Here is a 15,620-nt window from a genome sequence, read left to right on the forward strand (position 1 = left end):
TATCGGGTCGACGGCAGCTCTGACTTCGTCGGAGGGCGTTGTGGCGGAAACGATCGGTGCGGCGGGCACGGGTGCCGTCAACCTGCGAGCGCAATCCGGTTCGGCCCGTGACGCGGGTCGGTGCCGGTCACCGCACTTCGAGTGTGAGCGGCACCGCCGCGCCGCGTTGGCGGCCATCCACGCCGGCCAGCTGCCACTCAAGTTCGCGTACGCCGGAAGTGCCGCCCACACCCACGACGCGTACGCCCGCACCGACGACTACCTGAGCATGCTCGTCTCCGCCCGGCACGAAGCCGAAGCCCTGTTGGCCGCCCGGACGCTGACCGCCGGCGCGCTGGCGGTGGCGGAGATCGGCCCGGGCAACGGCAAGCGCAGCAGCGCCTTCCTCAACCGGCTGACCAGCCTTGGCCACCCCTGTCGGCGGTACCTCGCGTTGGATTTCAGCGCCACCCTGCTCGCCATCGCCTGTCACCGGTTGGCCCACTTCGCGGCCGGGCAGATGAGCGTTGACTCCTACGTGTGGGACATCGAGTCTGGCGCGTCCACGGGCGTCGAGCGCTGGCGGCCCGGCCCCGAACCGGTGGTCGCCTGCCTGCTCGGGCACACCCTCGGCAATCTGGAATGCCCGACCGTCGCCCTGGCCAACATCCGGGCCTCGCTGCGCCCGCACGACGTGCTCGTGCTGAGCGTCGTGGTGGGGCGGCCGGACGAGCCGGCGGAGACGGTGCTGGCGCCGTACCGGTGCCCGGAGTTCCGCACCGCGGCCCTGGAGCCGCTGCTCGCCGCCGGCCTGACCGAGGTCGACCTGGCTTTCGTCCTGAGCTGGAGGGACGGGGCGGTGACCGGCGAGGCAGTGCTGCGACGACCCGGAGTCCTGGACGGCACACCGCTGCCGGCCGGTCATCGCATCCGCTGCTTCCAGTCGCGCAGGTTCAGCTATCCCGACGTCATTGCCGCCGTCCGGGACGCAGGTTGGCATATCCGGCACGCCGCGTTGGCGCCCGGGAGCCACCATTTGGTGATCACGGCGTCGCGAGGGTGAGGGAGTGCCGGACATGACCGAGCGAAAGGGGGCGCCTGGAAGCGTCTCGCCTGCCGACCTGATCGACCGGGCGCGTCGGGCCAGCCTCTTCTATCGGGCCTCCTACGAGGGGACCGACCCCAACTGTGTGCGGCTACCCGGTGCGGCGATGGACGAGTTGGTGCAGGGGCTGGTCTCCGGGGTGCACGACGAGCTGTGCCAGATCGTCCCGTACACCACTGCCGGTCGTCCCGCCGATCCGTTCTCCCGGGCGATGTTCCGCCAACTGGCGCGGCGCGTGACGGTGCGCCGCATGTACCTCGTGCCGGGGGAGGACGTGGGCACGGGGGACATCGACAAGCAGTTGGCCGAGGACCGTGAGCACGATCTGGACGCGGTCATGGTGCCGGTGTTCATCGCCGGTGAGGCCCCGTTGGTGCCGATGACCGACATGTGGCTGATCGATGGCCAGGTGGTGGTCCGGCAGGAGGTGGGCGGGGACGGTCTGGCGTCCTGGGTGGTCAGTGGACACTCCGAGGAGGTGGATCGGGCCCGCCTGCTCTGGGATCGTCTGATGAGCCGGTCCTGCCTCCCCGACCGGGGCCGGCGACGTCGATCCGGCCCCGAGCTCACCCGCTGGCTGCTCCAGTCGGCCAACATGTTGTACGCGATGGCGCCGATGTCCTGCGGGCCGTCGCACCTGGACAAGACCAATTGCTCCTGGTACCACCAGTCGTGGCAGTACCTGCGCCTGTTCGACATGGTCAGCAGCCCGCAGTGGCACGCCGAGTTCTACGCGCACCAGTTGACCGAGGCGATCCGCGGGGGCGCGCGCCGGGTGATGATCAGCGGGACCGCCGACTACACCCTCCTCGCCTTCCTGCTGGAGGCGGTTCGGTCGGCGATCGGCACCATCCCCGCCGACCTGGACGTGCACGTGCTCGACAAATGCCAGACACCACTACTGGCCTGCGCCTGGTACGCCAAGCAGATCGGTGCCCGAGTCCAGGTGCACCAGGCCGACGTGACCTCTCCCGACGCGGTTGCCCGGCTCGTCGAGGACGGCCGGTTCGACCTGGTGTTGGCCGACGCCTTCCTGACCCGCTTCAACCGCGCCTCGGCGGACGCGGTGATCGACAGCTGGTCCGCGCTGCTGAACCCGGGCGGCTCGGTGATCACCACCGTCCGGCTGCATCCTGGTAACGAGTGGCCGAGGGACGACGACGAGCAGGACGGCCGCCACCGGGTGTCCGATCTCGTGGACGACTTCGAGCTCAGGTTCCGGGAACGGGCCGCTGGTTGGCGTGGACTGCTCTCGGTGGAACTCGACGATCTCGCCGAGGCTGCCCGCCGCTATGCGACCCGGATGGCCAGCCACGACCTCGGTGACGCCGAGGAGGTGCGGGCGGCGTTCAGCCGGGGTGGTTTCCAAGTGTCCGAATCGGACGTCAAGGCCGTCGACGGTGAGTTGGTGCGGACCCAGTACCTCCAACTGCGCGTGGACCTGCCCTGCGACAGCGGAGGGACTGGCGGTTAGCATCAACATGTCGTGGTGACCTCGTTGACCCACGGTGATCGCCGAAGGGGGGGTCGGTGCCCGACTATTCGCCCTGGCCGGCCGTCAACGCTCTCAGCCCCAAGGTGGGCGCGTACGAGTTGCTCATCGCGGCCCACAAGGACCTCAACGCCCAGACCGCCATGCTGGACGAGCGGCCCGCCGCGCTGCGGGTCGTCAGCGCCTCGCCGGAGTTCCGCGAAGGCGTGGGGCACGAGTTGCTCATCCGGGTGGAGGCGATGGGGCACACCACCGAGGTGCGCCTCTCCGAGAAGGTCGTCCGGGCCGCCGCCTTCGGGGCAGCACAGCACGGCGTCACGCCGCTGGTGCTGCTCTCGTACGCCCTGCAGAAGGATCCGTTCGCCTCCGGCTGGCAGCCCCGGCGGGTCGGGCACGCCGAGCCGCCCTCGGCCAGCGCGATGGAGTACTACGCCCGGCTGGACCGGTTGACCGACAGCTCCACCCAGGTGGAACAGCAGCTCGAGGCCGGCCGGGACGTGGTGGTGATCGGCGAGCACGGCTGCGGGAAGTCGGCACTTGTGGCGAACGTCGCCGACAAGCGGCTCGCCGCCGACGACGGCGTCGTGTGGCTCAACCTCGCCGACCCGGCCGACGGTCCAGAGTCGATCGTGTTGGCCCTGCTGGAGCAGTCGCGTAGTCGCACCGGCCGTTACCTGCTCGTCCTGGAGAACCTGCACGCGAACCCGCTGGTGCTCAACGAGTTGTTCGACTGTGTGACCCGGCTGCGCTCGGATTTCGGGCTCCAGGTGCAGGTGCTCGCCACGAGCTGGAAGTCGGCAGGCCCCAACCTCGCTGGCGGAGAACCCACACGCGAGCTGCGCCAGGTCCTCGCCGAGGGACGGTCGTTGATCAGCCAACTGCTTGTGGAAAACAGCATCAGCGAGGCGCACTGGCCGACGCTCCGGCGGCTGGCCCAGGACGACGTGCACATCGCGTTGACCGCGATCGACCTCTACGGCGTTCGCGGCACCGTGCCGACCGAGGCGGACCTGGAGGTGTATTACACCCGGCAGATGACGAGCGACGACCAGCGCGAGGTGCTGTACCGCGTGGCCTGCCTGGGCGTCCTGGAGCTGCAGATGGCCGCCCGGGAGGCGGGTCCGTTACGGGCGACGCTGCAGCGGTTGCGTGACGACGGCCTCATCTACCAGATCGACGGCGCGTATTTGATCGGCTCCCGCCGCCGGGCGCAGCTCGTGATGAACCACGCCTGCCAGCACTGGGACGCCGCCCGCCGGTGGAACAGCCCCGAGCGCAACGTGTGGCTGCACCTGCAGCGCGGGGGCGAGCGCTTGATGAAGGCGACGCTGAGCCGGCTGGACCAGCTCGTCTCGCCGGACACGGCGCGTACCGAGACGCTGCACCTGCTGAGCACCTGGGAAACGCTGATCCGGCTCGGCCGGACGATGCGGAAACGAAGCGCCGACGACCCGTCCTGGGGGGACAATTCCGGGGCCGCCGTCTTCGCCGCGAGCGCGCTCAACCAGCTCAACCATGTCGACTCCTGGTTGAAGATCGCCGGCCAGGTGCGGACCCGCTGGAGCTACGACGCGCCCGACTGCGGCCTGCCCGAGCCCGTGGACGGTGTGACAGCCGACTATGCCGACTTCGAGGAGATCCGGCAGTCGATGGCGAAGGAAGACGCGATCTTCGGGCCGGCGCCGCACCTCGCCGGCATGCCCGCCGAGCAACTGGACACCGGGCGGATGTACCGCAGCTGGGTGCTCGGTCTCCTGCTCGGTTTCGAGGGCTCCGCGCCGGCCGTCCACCAGGACCAGAAACGGATCGACCGGCTGGTCGAGGTGGCCCGCGAGGCCCAGGAGGAGGACGGCAACTTCTACCCGGCCCGGGTGCCGTGGGTGACCGCGCGGGTGGTCCTCGGTCTGTGCCAGGCGAACCTGCGTGTGGACCACCCGGTGGTCCGGGACGCGTGCAACTGGCTCCTGCGGCCGGTGGCCGAGGGTGGGCCGTTCGACAACTGGTGGCGCAGCGGCACCGGCTCCTGGAACCGCGAGGAGGCCACCACCGCCATGTGCCTCAGCGCCCTGGTGCGCGCCAGGGTGCAGATGCGGCCGGAGATGAAGACCGCGCATGCCCGGCTGATGGGTCGCGAGGGGGAGTGGACCACCGAGGGGCGGGAGATCGACATGGCTCAGGTGCTGGAGGCGACGCTGCTCTGCACCGGAGCCGCCAACGGCACCCGGGAACACCTCAAGACGCTGTTCCACCGAATCGCCACCGAGCGGAAGAGCCCGGCGCTGCTGTCCACCGCGCCCGAGGAACGGCTGCGCATTCCCTTCGTGGCCGCCCAGCTCGCGGACATCGTGTGGCGGATCGTGCAGTTGGAGAGCCTGAAACTGTTCGGCGACGTCATCAACCAGGGTCGGCCGGAGCCGTCCGAGCCTTCGGAGGTGGCCGTGGTGCCGGAGACTGCCGCGTCGTCCTCCAATGGTGCGACCCTGAGCAGCCGCGATCTGCGTGCCTGGCAGAAGGGATGCGAGCAGATCGAGGGGACCATCCGCGAACGGATCGCCAAGCGCGACGGACCGATGCGGACGCCGGCGGTGGAAAGGGTGATCGAGGAGCATCTGTCCTACCGGGCTCAGCTCGCGAAGCTGACCAGCCGCCTGGACGAGCATGCCGACCGAGAGTCGCTGGAGCAGATCGACAAGCTCGGACGTAAGGTCTGCGGCGTCGCCTGGCCGGATCTGCCGTGGCCGGACGCGGGATCGGACGGCGGCTCGTGAGCATCGCGGTGCCAGCGCCGTCGACGCTGAACTTCCTTGCCGGGCTCTTCGCCGGAGCTGGGATCAACATGCTGACGTCCGTCTCCACCGGCCCCCCGGGCACTGACGTCTCCACCGGCAAGATCGCGTTGGATTCGGCGCTCTGGGTGATCGCGGCCGGCTTCCTGACCTGGGCGGCGCACCTGTTCCAGGCGGCCGAACGCGACGCCGACCTGTACATCGATCGGGACTTCAGCGAGCCCGAGAAGCAGGAGATCCGACAGGAGTACCTGCGCCGGGCGTTGCGGCGCGCACGGCTGCCGTTGACGATGACGGTTCTGGCGCTGGTGTGCGCCGTGCTCCTGTTGCCCGGGTTCATCCGGTGGAGCGGCGTACTGGGTGGTTGACGGTCGGACCGCTGCCACGGTTGGCGGTGAATTGCCTGACAATTGCCGCCCAGGCTGGCCGATTTCGACACGTCGTGGCAATCCTGGGGAGCATGGCCGCCTCCCGCTCGCCGCTGTCGCGGCTGTTCACCGTGCTGCTCGCCGGCGTGTTGGCCGGGCTTGCCCTGGCAGTCGCCGCGCTCCCGGGCAACCTGCTGCTCGGGCTCAGCGCCCGCGCCGCGCTCGGGTCGTACGCCGCGTTGCCGGCCTCGCTGAAGACCCCGGCCACTCCGCAGCGCTCGTACCTCTACGCCAACGACGGCAAGACGCTGATCACCACGTTCTACGACGTGAACCGCACCGACGTCCCGTTGTCGGAGATCGCCCCGGTGATGCGGCAGGCGATCGTGGCGGCCGAGGACCGGCGCTTCTACGACCACGGTGGGGCGGACCTGCGCGGCCTGGCCCGGGCACTTGTCGCCAACGTCAAGGGCGGCGGCACCGAGCAGGGCGGCTCGACGCTCACCATGCAGTACGTCCGTAACGTCCTCAAGACCGACCCCACCCGCACGGCCGAGGAGCGCGCCGCCGCCACCGACCCCACCGTCGGGCGCAAGATCCAGGAAATCCGGTACGCGAGCGCGCTGGACAAGAGCCTCGGCAAGGACGAGATCCTCGACCGGTACCTGAACATCGCCTACTTCGGCTCCGGCGCGTACGGGATCGCGGCGGCCAGCCAGCGGTACTTCGGCAAGCAGCCGGCCCTGCTGACCCTGGCCGAGTCGGCGCTGCTCGCCGGCCTGGTGCAGTCCCCGGACGCGTACAGCCCGATCAGCGGCGACAAGGACGCGGCGCTGGCCCGTCGGTCGTACGTGCTGGACTCGATGGTGGCCACCGGCGCGATCACGGCCGCGCAGGCCGCCCAGGCCAAGGCGGAGCCGTTGACCCTGCACCCCACCGCCCAGCCCAACGGCTGCACCGCCGTGTCCCAGGGGCACGACGACTGGGGTTACTTCTGTGACTACCTGCGGCGCTGGTGGGTCGCCCAGCCGGCGTTCGGGGCGACCGTCGCGGAGCGCGAGCAGGCGCTGCGCTCCGGGGGCTACACGGTGGTCACCTCGCTGGACCCGAAGATCCAGGCCACCGCGCAGCAGCAGGCCACCAAGGTCTACTCCTACGACAACAAGCGAGCCCTGCCGATCGCGGCGGTCCAGCCGGGCACCGGGCAGGTGCTGGCGATGGCGGTCAACCGGCACTACAGCCTGGCCGACAACCCGGGCGGGCAGCCGAACCACCCCAACACCGTCAACCCGTTGATCTCCGGCGGAGCCAGCGTCGACGGGTACCAGGCGGGTTCGACGTTCAAGCTGTTCACCATGCTCGCCGCGCTGGAGTCGGGCCGTACCCTCTCCACCGGCTTCGACGCGCCCGCCAAGCTGCCCACCCGGTACGCCGCCGAGGGCCCGGGCACCTGTGCCGGCCACTGGTGCCCGGCGAACGCCAACCCGGACTGGATGGACGGGTACCGGATGATGTGGGACGGCTTCGGCCGCTCGGTGAACACCTACTTCGTCTGGTTGGCCGAGCAGGTCGGCCAGGACAAGGTGGTCGAGATGGCGCAGCGGCTCGGCATCACCTTCCGCGCCGACTCGGACGCCGCCTTCGCGAAGAACAACGCCGCGAACTGGGGTTCGTTCACCCTCGGCGTGGCCGCCACCACCCCGCTGGACCTGGCCAACGCGTACGCCACGGTGGCCGCCGAGGGCACCTACTGCACGCCGGTGCCGGTGGTCTCGGTGACCGCGGCGAACGGCGAGAAGGTGCCGGTGGGGCAGCCGTCCTGCAAGCGGGTCCTCGACGCCGACGTCGCCCGTGCCGCGACCGACGCCGCGCGCTGCCCGGTGGGCCAGCAGTCGGCGTTCGGGCAGTGCAACGGCGGCACCGCCACCGGAGTGAACGACATCCTCGACGGCCGGCCGGTGGCCGGTAAGACGGGCAGCTCGGAGCAGAACTCCACCGAGACGTTCGTCGGTTTCACCCCGCAGGTAGCGGTGGCCGGCATCGCCGCCAACCCCGACGACCCGGCCGACTCGGTGGGTTCGGGGGTGCAGAGCAAGGTGATCGACGCGGTGGCCCGGGTCATCGCCACCGCCGTGCAGGGTCAGCCGGAGAAGGCGTTCGTGGCGCCCAGCCACGAGTTGGCCGGCGACCCGCACCGCCCGGTGGAGCGTCCCGCGGTCCCGGACCGTCGGGAGCCACCCACCGAGGACCCGCGCTCGGCCCTGCAACGCTGGCTCGACCGCCGCGGCTGACGGTCTCAGCGGTCGCGGCGGCGGGGGCGGTAGCTGGCGAGCGTCGACGGGATGCCGCGGCGGATGATCCCGGCCCAGTCGGTGTCGCCGCGCAGCACCGCCGCCGCGGTCTTGCGGGCCTGTTCGACTGTGAAGTGCGGCGGCAGCATCAGCTCGGCCGGGTCGACCAGGGCGTTGATGACCACCGGTCGATCGGCGGCGAGCGCCCGGTCCCAGACCCCGGGCACCTGCTCCGGGGAGTCGACCAGCTCACCGTGCAGCCCGAGCACCTGGGCCCACTGGTGGTAGGCGATGTCCGGCAACTGCTGGCTGTCCGGGAACATCGGCGTGCCCTCCGTGGAACGTTGCTCCCAGCTGACGAACGCCAGATCCCTGTTGTTCAGGACCAGCACCACGAACCGAGGGTCGGCCCAGCCGCGCCAGTACTTCGCCACGGTGATCAGCTCGTTGACGCCGTTCATCTGCATGGCGCCGTCACCGATCAGCGCGACGAGCGGCCGGTCCGGGTGGGCGAACTTGGCGCTCAGCGCGTACGGCATGGCACCGCCCATGGACAGCAGGGTGCCGGACAGGCTGGCCAGCATCCCCGGGCGGACCTGGAGGTGGCGGGCGTACCAGGCGGTGGTGGTGCCGCAGTCGACGGCGAGCAGGACGTCGTCGGGCAGCCGCTCATTGAGGGTGTGGAAGAGCAACTGCGGGTTGACCGGGTCGGCGGTCTGTTCGGCAAGGTCGCGTTGCACGCGACGCCACGCGGAGGTGGCCTCGGCGATCTCCGCCCGCCAGGCGGTCGGCCCGGGGCCGGGGCCCAGCTCGTTCAGCAGAGCCCGCAACGTGGGGCGGGCGTCGCCGGTCAGGTTCACCTCGGTCGGGTACCGCAGCCCGAGCTGGGTGCCGTCCAGGTCGATCTGCACCGCGCGGGCCTGTCCGGGCGGCGGGTAGAACTCCGAGTACGGCATGTTGCTGCCCACGATCAGCAGTCGGTCGCAGCCGCTCATCAACTGCCAGCTCGGTCGGGTGCCCAGCAGCCCGATCGCCCCGGTGACCCACGGTTCGCGATGGTCGACGACTGTGAAACCGAGCAGGGCGGTGGCCACCCCGGCGCCGAGTCGGTGGGCGATCTCGCGGACCTCCTCCTGCGCGCCCAGCGCGCCCTGCCCGACGAGCATGGCCACCCGCTGCCCGCCGCGCAGCACCTCCGCCGCCCGGCGCACGTCGGCCTCCGGCGGCACCGTCGGCGTGCTGCTCGGGACGTTGCTGGTGTGGTAGTAGCCGTGCGCGTGGGGCGGGTCCGGGATGGCCGGCTCGTCCTGGATGTCCAGGGGAAGGATCAGGGCGGTGACCGTACGCCGGGCCAACGCGGTGCGGCACGCCCGGTCCACCAGGTGGCGTACCTGTGCCGGGTGGTCGAGCTGAGCGAGGAACGCGGCCGCCACGTCCTTGTAGAGGGCGAGCAGGTCGACCTCCTGGTAGTAGCCGCCGCCCTCGGCGGTGGTCGCGGTGTGCCCGACCAGGGCGATCACCGGTTGGTGGTCGAGCTTGGCGTCGTACAGGCCGTTGAGCAGGTGGATGGCGCCGGGGCCGCTGGTCACCAGGGCGCAGCCCAGCGGCCCGCCGCCGTACTTGACGTGCGCCGACGCGGCGAAGCCCGCGGTCTCCTCGTGGCGGACCTGGATGAACTGGGCGCGACCGGTTGTGCGTTGCAGCGCGGACGTCAGGCCGTTGATGCCGTCGCCGGGGTAGCCGAAGTAGCGGTGTACGCCCCAACTGAACAGTCGCGAGACGATGTGGTCCGCGACGGTGGGGTGCCGGGGGAGAGCGCCGGCTTCGCCCGGTCCGGTGTGCTCTGTGCTCACCTGGCTGGTCCTTCCCGTCGGGTCCGCTACTCCGCCGGTCGTTCCCCTTCTCCTCGGGACAAAACACCCCACGGGTGGGCATCGGTGGGCGAGGTGCGCCGTCCGGCAGAATCGTCGGGTGCCCGTCCACCAGATCACCGACCCTGACGACGACCGCATCGCCGACTACCGTGCGCTCACCGACGTCGAACTGCGCACCCGCTGGGAGCCGCCGCACGGCCTGTTCATCGCCGAGGGGGAGCTGGTGCTGCGCCGGGCGTTGCGGGCCGGCTACCCGGCCCGGTCGTACCTCGTCGACGCCAAGCGGATCGACCAGCTCGCCGACCTCGACACCGGCGACGCGCCGGTCTACGCCGCGACGCAGGACGTGCTGGAGCGGGCCACCGGCTTCCACGTACACCGGGGGGTGCTGGCGTCGTTCCACCGCCGGCCGCTGCCCACGGCGGACGAGGTGCTCGCCGCCGCGCGCCGGGTGGTGATCCTGGAGGACATCAACAACCACACAAATCTGGGTGCCGTCTTCAGGGGTGCCGCCGCGCTCGGCATCGACGGGGTGTTGTTGTCGCCGACCTGTGCCGATCCGCTCTACCGGCGCAGTGTCCGGGTCAGCATGGGCGAGGTGTTCGCGGTCCCGTACGCCAAGTTCAGCCACTGGCCGGCGGGCCTGGAGCAGGTGCGGGAGGCCGGCTTCACGGTGCTGGCGTTGACCCCGGCGGCGGAGGCGTTGCCGATGCAGCGGCTCTCCCCGGCCCAGCGGGCACGGGCGGCGCTGCTGTTCGGTGCCGAGGGCCCCGGGTTGACCGGCGCGGCGCAGAGCGCCAGTGACGTACGGGTGCGGCTTCCGATGCGACGCGGGGTGGATTCGTTGAACGTCGCCGCCGCCGCGGCTGTCGCGTTCTGGGAGCTGGGGCGCGACGATCCGCTCGACGGCGGCGATTAATTCACCACGGCTTGCATGTCCATGCGCTCTGTTGCATAATTTTCCCCGTGTCCAAGGTTCTCACCTCCCTGCCCACCGGCGAACGTGTCGGCATCGCCTTCTCCGGCGGCCTCGACACCTCGGTCGCGGTCGCGTGGATGCGCGACAAGGGCGCAGTGCCCTGCGCCTACACCGCCGACATCGGCCAGTACGACGAGCCCGACATCGACTCGGTGCCCGGCCGCGCGCTCAGCTACGGCGCCGAGGTCGCCCGGCTCGTCGACTGCCGCGCCGCCCTCGTCGAGGAGGGCCTGGCGGCGTTGACCTGCGGGGCCTTCCACATCCGCTCGGGCGGACGGGCGTACTTCAACACCACTCCGCTCGGCCGGGCCGTGACCGGGACCCTGCTGGTACGGGCGATGATCTCCGATGACGTCCAGATCTGGGGCGACGGCTCGACGTTCAAGGGCAACGACATCGAGCGGTTCTACAGGTACGGCCTGCTGGCCAACCCGATGCTGCGCATCTACAAGCCGTGGCTCGACACCGCCTTCGTCACCGAGTTGGGTGGGCGTAAGGAGATGTCGGAGTGGCTGCTCGAACGCGGCCTGCCCTACCGGGACAGCACCGAGAAGGCGTACTCCACCGACGCCAACATCTGGGGCGCCACGCACGAGGCGAAGACCCTGGAGCACCTCGACACCGGCATCGAGACGGTCAGCCCGATCATGGGCGTCCGGTTCTGGGACCCGGCGGTGGAGATCCCGACCGAGGACGTCACCATCGGCTTCGACCAGGGCCGCCCGGTGACGATCAACGGCAAGGAGTTCGGCAACGCCGTCGACCTGGTGCTGGAGGCCAACGCCATCGGCGGCCGGCACGGCCTCGGCATGTCGGACCAGATCGAGAACCGGATCATCGAGGCCAAGAGCCGCGGCATCTACGAGGCGCCCGGCATGGCGCTGCTGCACTACGCGTACGAGCGGCTGGTCAACGCCATCCACAACGAGGACACCCTGGCGAACTACCACAACGAGGGCCGCCGCCTGGGCCGGCTGATGTACGAGGGTCGCTGGCTGGACCCGCAGGCGCTGATGCTGCGCGAGTCGTTGCAGCGCTGGGTCGGCACGGCGGTCACCGGCGAGGTGACCCTGCGGCTGCGCCGGGGCGAGGACTACTCGATCCTGGACACCACCGGCCCGGCCTTCAGCTACCACCCGGACAAGCTGTCGATGGAGCGTACCGAGGACTCGGCGTTCGGCCCCTCGGACCGGATCGGCCAGCTCACCATGCGCAACCTGGACATCGCCGACTCCCGGTCGAAGCTCGAGCAGTACGCCAACCTCGGCATGGTCGGCGGGGGCACCCCGCAGCGGATGGTCGGCGCCGCGCAGGCGGCCTCGACCGGGCTGATCGGCGCGATGCCGGAGGGCGGCGCGGAAGCCATCGCCTCCCGGGGCGTCGCCTCCGCCGACGACGAGGCACTCGACCGGGCCGCCATGGAGTTCGGCGTCGACTGATCGAACCCGCGCCGACCCTCCGTGACGTCGCCCGGCGAATGTCGAGATCCGGCGTCACGGAGGGTAGCGTGTCGGCCGTGTTCCCTACCGTGCGTGAGGTCCTCGCCCTGGACCCGGTCCGCCACGGCGCACCGCGCATGGTCGCCGGGGACGCCGGGCTGGACCGGCCGGTCCGCTGGGTGCACGTCGCCGAGGTGCCGGACATCGCCACCCTGCTCGGCGGCGGAGAGCTGGTGCTCACCACCGGCATCGGCCTGCCCGGGGACGACGCCGGGCTCCGCGCGTTCATCGGGGACCTGGCCGACGTCGGCGTCTCCGGCCTCGTCGTCGAGCTGGGCCGCCGTTACGTCAGCGGGGTGCCCCGGGTGATGGTCGCCGCCGCCGAGAGGCGCGGGCTGCCCCTGGTGGAGCTGCGCCGCGCCACCCCGTTCGTGCGGATCACCGAGGCGGTACACGCCCTGATCGTCGACGCGCAGCTCACCGAGCTGCGCGCCACCGAGGAGATCCACCAACGCTTCAACGACCTGTCCGTCGAGGGCGCCGACACCGCCGAGGTGATCCGGCAGGCGGCCGAGCTGTCCGGTTGCCCCGTGGTGTTGGAGAACCTGTCCCGTCAGGTGCTGGGGTACGACCCGGCCGGGGAGAGCGCCGAGCTGCTGCTGGACGGCTGGGAGCAGCACTCCCGGCGGATCCGACCAGCCGGTCGGACCGCGTACGACCCGGACAGCGGCTGGCTGGTGACGGTCGTCGGCGCCCGGGGGCAGGACTGGGGGCGGCTGTTGCTGCGCTGGCCGGCCAGCGGCGACGTGCCGAGCGCCCAGGCCAGCGAGCCGACCGCCGGCCCGCCCACCCGGTTGACCATCCTGATCGAGCGGGCCGCGTCCACCCTCGCGCTGGGCCGGTTGATCCGCCGCGACGCCGAAGGACTGGAACGGCAGATCCACCGCACCCTGCTCACCGCGCTCCTCGACCACTCCCGACCGGTGGACGAGGTCGCGCTGCGGGCCAAGGCGCTCGGCCTGGTGCTCGACCGCCGGCACCTGGTGGGCGTGATGGTCCGACACCGGGCTGAGGACCCGGCCGGGGAGAGCGGCCCGGAGGCCGCACCCGCCCGGCTGCGCGACCTGTCCGAGGCGGTCGGCCAGGCACTGCGTGAGGCGAAGCTGACCGCGCTCACCAGCGCGGTGGACGACAATTCGGTGGGTGTGCTGCTGGCCCTGACCGACCCGGCCGCCGAGGACCGCGCACTGTCCGCGTTCGCCACCGCACTACGTCGGGTACGCCTCGACGCCGGTGCCGGTCGCGCATCCTCCGGCGGCGACCCGGCACGGACGGCGGCCGGTATCGATCCGTCCCCTGTGCCGATCGGTGTCGATGGATCCCGGGGTGTCGGTCCAGGTGCCGTGATCGTGGCCGCTGGATCGGGGGTGGGCACCCTGCGGGAGGCCCGGCGGTCGCTGGTCGAGGCGCGGCAGATCGCCGAGGCGGCCCGGCGGGACCCGCGTGACCTGCCGATCTTCCGGCTGCCCCACGTCGGCCTGGCCGGGCTGCTGCACCTGCTGCGCGACGAGCCCCGGTTGCAGACCTTCGTGGAGCGCGAACTCGGCGCGCTGCTTGAGTACGACGCCCGCCACCCCCGGGAGCGGCTGCTCGACACCCTGCGCACGTACCTGGATCAGGGTCGCAACAAGTCCGCCGGTGCTGCCGCCGCCCACCTGTCCCGACCGGCCTTCTACGAACGACTGGCTCGCATCGCCCGCATCCTCGACGTGGACCTCGACTCGGTGGAGGCCAGCCTCTCCCTACACGTAGCCCTGCTGGCCCTGGAAGCAGTCCGAACCCCCTAACCCCCACCCATCGCCTGCGGTGATCAAGAGGTTTGCGTCAGAAATCTCGCGCACCATGACGCAAACCTCTTGATCAACCGGGCGCGGGCGGGTGGGGACCGGGTCAGAGGAGGGGGGTCAGGGCCTTGGCGTAGGTGGGGGGAATGTGGTTGGGGCCGCCCGGGGTGAAGACGTCCGAGTGGGCCACCGCGGACCAGGCCGTCGCCGGGACGGCGTCGACCAGGGCCCGGATCACCGGGGCGTCGCGCCACTGGTCCTGTTCGGCGAGCAGACCGAGGGCCACCACCGACTCCTCGACCTCGCCCACGCACTCGAACGGCTTGTGCCCGTCCACACCGAGCAGCTCGCGGTAGCCGGGGATCTGCTCCGGGTCGGCGAGCAGATCGCCGCCGAAGATGTGGGTGATCCGCTCACGCGGCATGAACGGCGCCATCGCCAGGAAGACGAACCGGCACTTCGGGCAGTCACGGCACCAGCGCTCGCTCGCGTCCCGCAGCTTGAACGCGGCGTTGCAGCTCGTCACCACGTCGTCGTACCTGGTGAACTCGGCGAACAGTCGGGCGATGTGCAGCTCGGACAGCGAGCGCAGCAGCGAGAAGTACGGTTCGGTGAGGCCGGCGTGCTCGGCCAGCGACGCCCGCAGCAGCCCCTCCGCCTCGACACCCTTGGACCACTGGTGGTTGATCTCGTGACCGTTCCAGACCAGGTTCGGGTCGGACGCCGAGCGCTCGTTGGACATCACCACCGGGCCCAGCCCGTGCAGCACCGCGGTCGCCACCGCGATCAGCGAGTTGATCGCGGTCACCGGGATGTGCCCGTTCAGCGCGCCGGCCGCGTTCAGGTCGAACAGCACCGGGTCGATCCGCCGACGGGCGGCCAACGGGACCAGTCCGGACGCCTCGTTCACCGAGACGATCACGTGGTTCGGGTTGACCGAGAACGGCACCGGATCCAACTCGGCCCGGCGCAGCGCCTCCAGGCTGACGATCGAGTCCTTGCCGCCGCCGACCGCCGAGAGCGGACGACGATCGGAGTCGTCGTGAACGCGCGGTGCGTCCGGTGAGCCGGCCGGCACCTCCGGGCGCAGCTCGAGCACGTGCGGCAGTTGGTTGCGGTACGCGTACTCGGCGAGGCCCTTGGTGTAGACGGCCGTGACGTAGTCGACGGTGGCCGCGCCCAGCGGCGCCGGCAGCACCAGCCGGGGCGGCGCGGCGGTCTTGTAGTAGCTGACCCCGGCGACCAGGTGCAGCACCTCCAGCACCCGGCCGAGGGTCGCCACCGTCTCGTCCGACGGCGGCTCCGCCGGCAGCGGAAGGGTGATCACCTCGGTGAACCGCTGCTCACCGGCCGGACCGGTGAGCGCGTAGTCGAACAACACCTCACCGGTGGCAAAGTCGATCGAGTAGGACGGGAAGGTGAAGGCGTCCATCCGCCGGAGCTGCTCGTTGGGCACACGCCAT

Annotated in this window: 10 protein-coding genes; 8 read left to right on the top strand and 2 right to left on the bottom strand. The window is 71.0% G+C overall.

What is annotated here, in order from left to right; translation table 11 throughout:
• Positions 1-40 precede the first annotated feature (40 nt).
• Genes AB0F61_RS06045 through AB0F61_RS06065 form a run of 5 tightly spaced genes read left to right on the top strand, consistent with a single transcriptional unit; the run spans position 41 to position 8,021 of the window.
• The gene (locus AB0F61_RS06045; protein WP_357803752.1) at positions 41-1,042 is read left to right on the top strand and encodes an L-histidine N(alpha)-methyltransferase; all 1,002 of its coding nucleotides are present in this window, start codon (positions 41-43) and stop codon (positions 1,040-1,042) included.
• A gap of 13 nt (positions 1,043-1,055) precedes the next feature.
• A complete protein-coding gene (locus AB0F61_RS06050; protein WP_357803754.1) occupies positions 1,056-2,558 on the top strand; it encodes a class I SAM-dependent methyltransferase in 1,503 nt (500 codons plus the stop codon).
• A 56-nt stretch (positions 2,559-2,614) separates the two neighbouring features.
• Complete coding sequence (locus AB0F61_RS06055; RefSeq protein ID WP_357803756.1) at positions 2,615-5,344, top strand: hypothetical protein; 2,730 nt, start codon at positions 2,615-2,617, stop codon at positions 5,342-5,344.
• Positions 5,341-5,730 carry a hypothetical protein gene (locus tag AB0F61_RS06060; RefSeq protein ID WP_357803758.1) on the top strand — a complete coding sequence of 130 codons (390 nt, stop codon included), beginning with the start codon at positions 5,341-5,343 and terminating at the stop codon, positions 5,728-5,730. The genes AB0F61_RS06055 and AB0F61_RS06060 overlap by 4 nt, the downstream gene beginning before the upstream one ends.
• 26 nt (positions 5,731-5,756) lie before the next feature.
• Positions 5,757-8,021: a transglycosylase domain-containing protein gene (locus AB0F61_RS06065; protein ID WP_357803760.1), complete on the top strand. Its 2,265-nt coding sequence runs from the start codon at positions 5,757-5,759 to the stop codon at positions 8,019-8,021.
• A 5-nt stretch (positions 8,022-8,026) separates the two neighbouring features.
• Here the strand turns inward: AB0F61_RS06065 and AB0F61_RS06070 are convergent, their stop codons facing one another.
• Positions 8,027-9,874 (bottom strand): thiamine pyrophosphate-requiring protein, encoded by a 1,848-nt coding sequence (locus tag AB0F61_RS06070; protein WP_357803761.1) that lies wholly within the window; start codon positions 9,872-9,874, stop codon positions 8,027-8,029.
• A gap of 118 nt (positions 9,875-9,992) precedes the next feature.
• On the opposite strand from AB0F61_RS06070, the gene AB0F61_RS06075 reads away from it, so the two are divergent.
• The 3 genes from AB0F61_RS06075 to AB0F61_RS06085 are packed head-to-tail and all read left to right on the top strand — an operon-like array spanning position 9,993 to position 14,160.
• Positions 9,993-10,814 carry an RNA methyltransferase gene (locus AB0F61_RS06075; protein WP_357803763.1) on the top strand — a complete coding sequence of 274 codons (822 nt, stop codon included), beginning with the start codon at positions 9,993-9,995 and terminating at the stop codon, positions 10,812-10,814.
• Positions 10,815-10,861: 47 nt separating this feature from the next.
• Positions 10,862-12,313: an argininosuccinate synthase gene (gene argG / locus AB0F61_RS06080; protein WP_357803765.1), complete on the top strand. Its 1,452-nt coding sequence runs from the start codon at positions 10,862-10,864 to the stop codon at positions 12,311-12,313.
• 38 nt (positions 12,314-12,351) lie between these two features.
• The gene (locus AB0F61_RS06085; protein WP_357803766.1) at positions 12,352-14,160 is read left to right on the top strand and encodes a PucR family transcriptional regulator ligand-binding domain-containing protein; all 1,809 of its coding nucleotides are present in this window, start codon (positions 12,352-12,354) and stop codon (positions 14,158-14,160) included.
• Between the two features lie 103 nt (positions 14,161-14,263).
• Here AB0F61_RS06085 and AB0F61_RS06090 read toward each other — a convergent pair whose 3' ends face one another.
• Positions 14,264-15,613, bottom strand: coding sequence for a hypothetical protein (locus AB0F61_RS06090; RefSeq protein WP_357803768.1), 1,350 nt, complete (start codon positions 15,611-15,613; stop codon positions 14,264-14,266).
• Positions 15,614-15,620: the final 7 nt, after the last annotated feature.

This window comes from Micromonospora sp. NPDC023888 (genome assembly GCF_040639415.1).
In the GTDB taxonomy this organism is placed as follows: domain Bacteria; phylum Actinomycetota; class Actinomycetes; order Mycobacteriales; family Micromonosporaceae; genus Micromonospora.

What these genes read in the sequence shown, in the direction of transcription:
- AB0F61_RS06050 (WP_357803754.1), top strand. Translation starts at nt 1,056, where the DNA reads ATGACCGAGCGAAAGGGGGCGCCTGGAAGCGTCTCGCCTGCCGACCTG.
- AB0F61_RS06085 (WP_357803766.1), top strand. Translation starts at nt 12,352, where the DNA reads ATGTCGAGATCCGGCGTCACGGAGGGTAGCGTGTCGGCCGTGTTCCCT.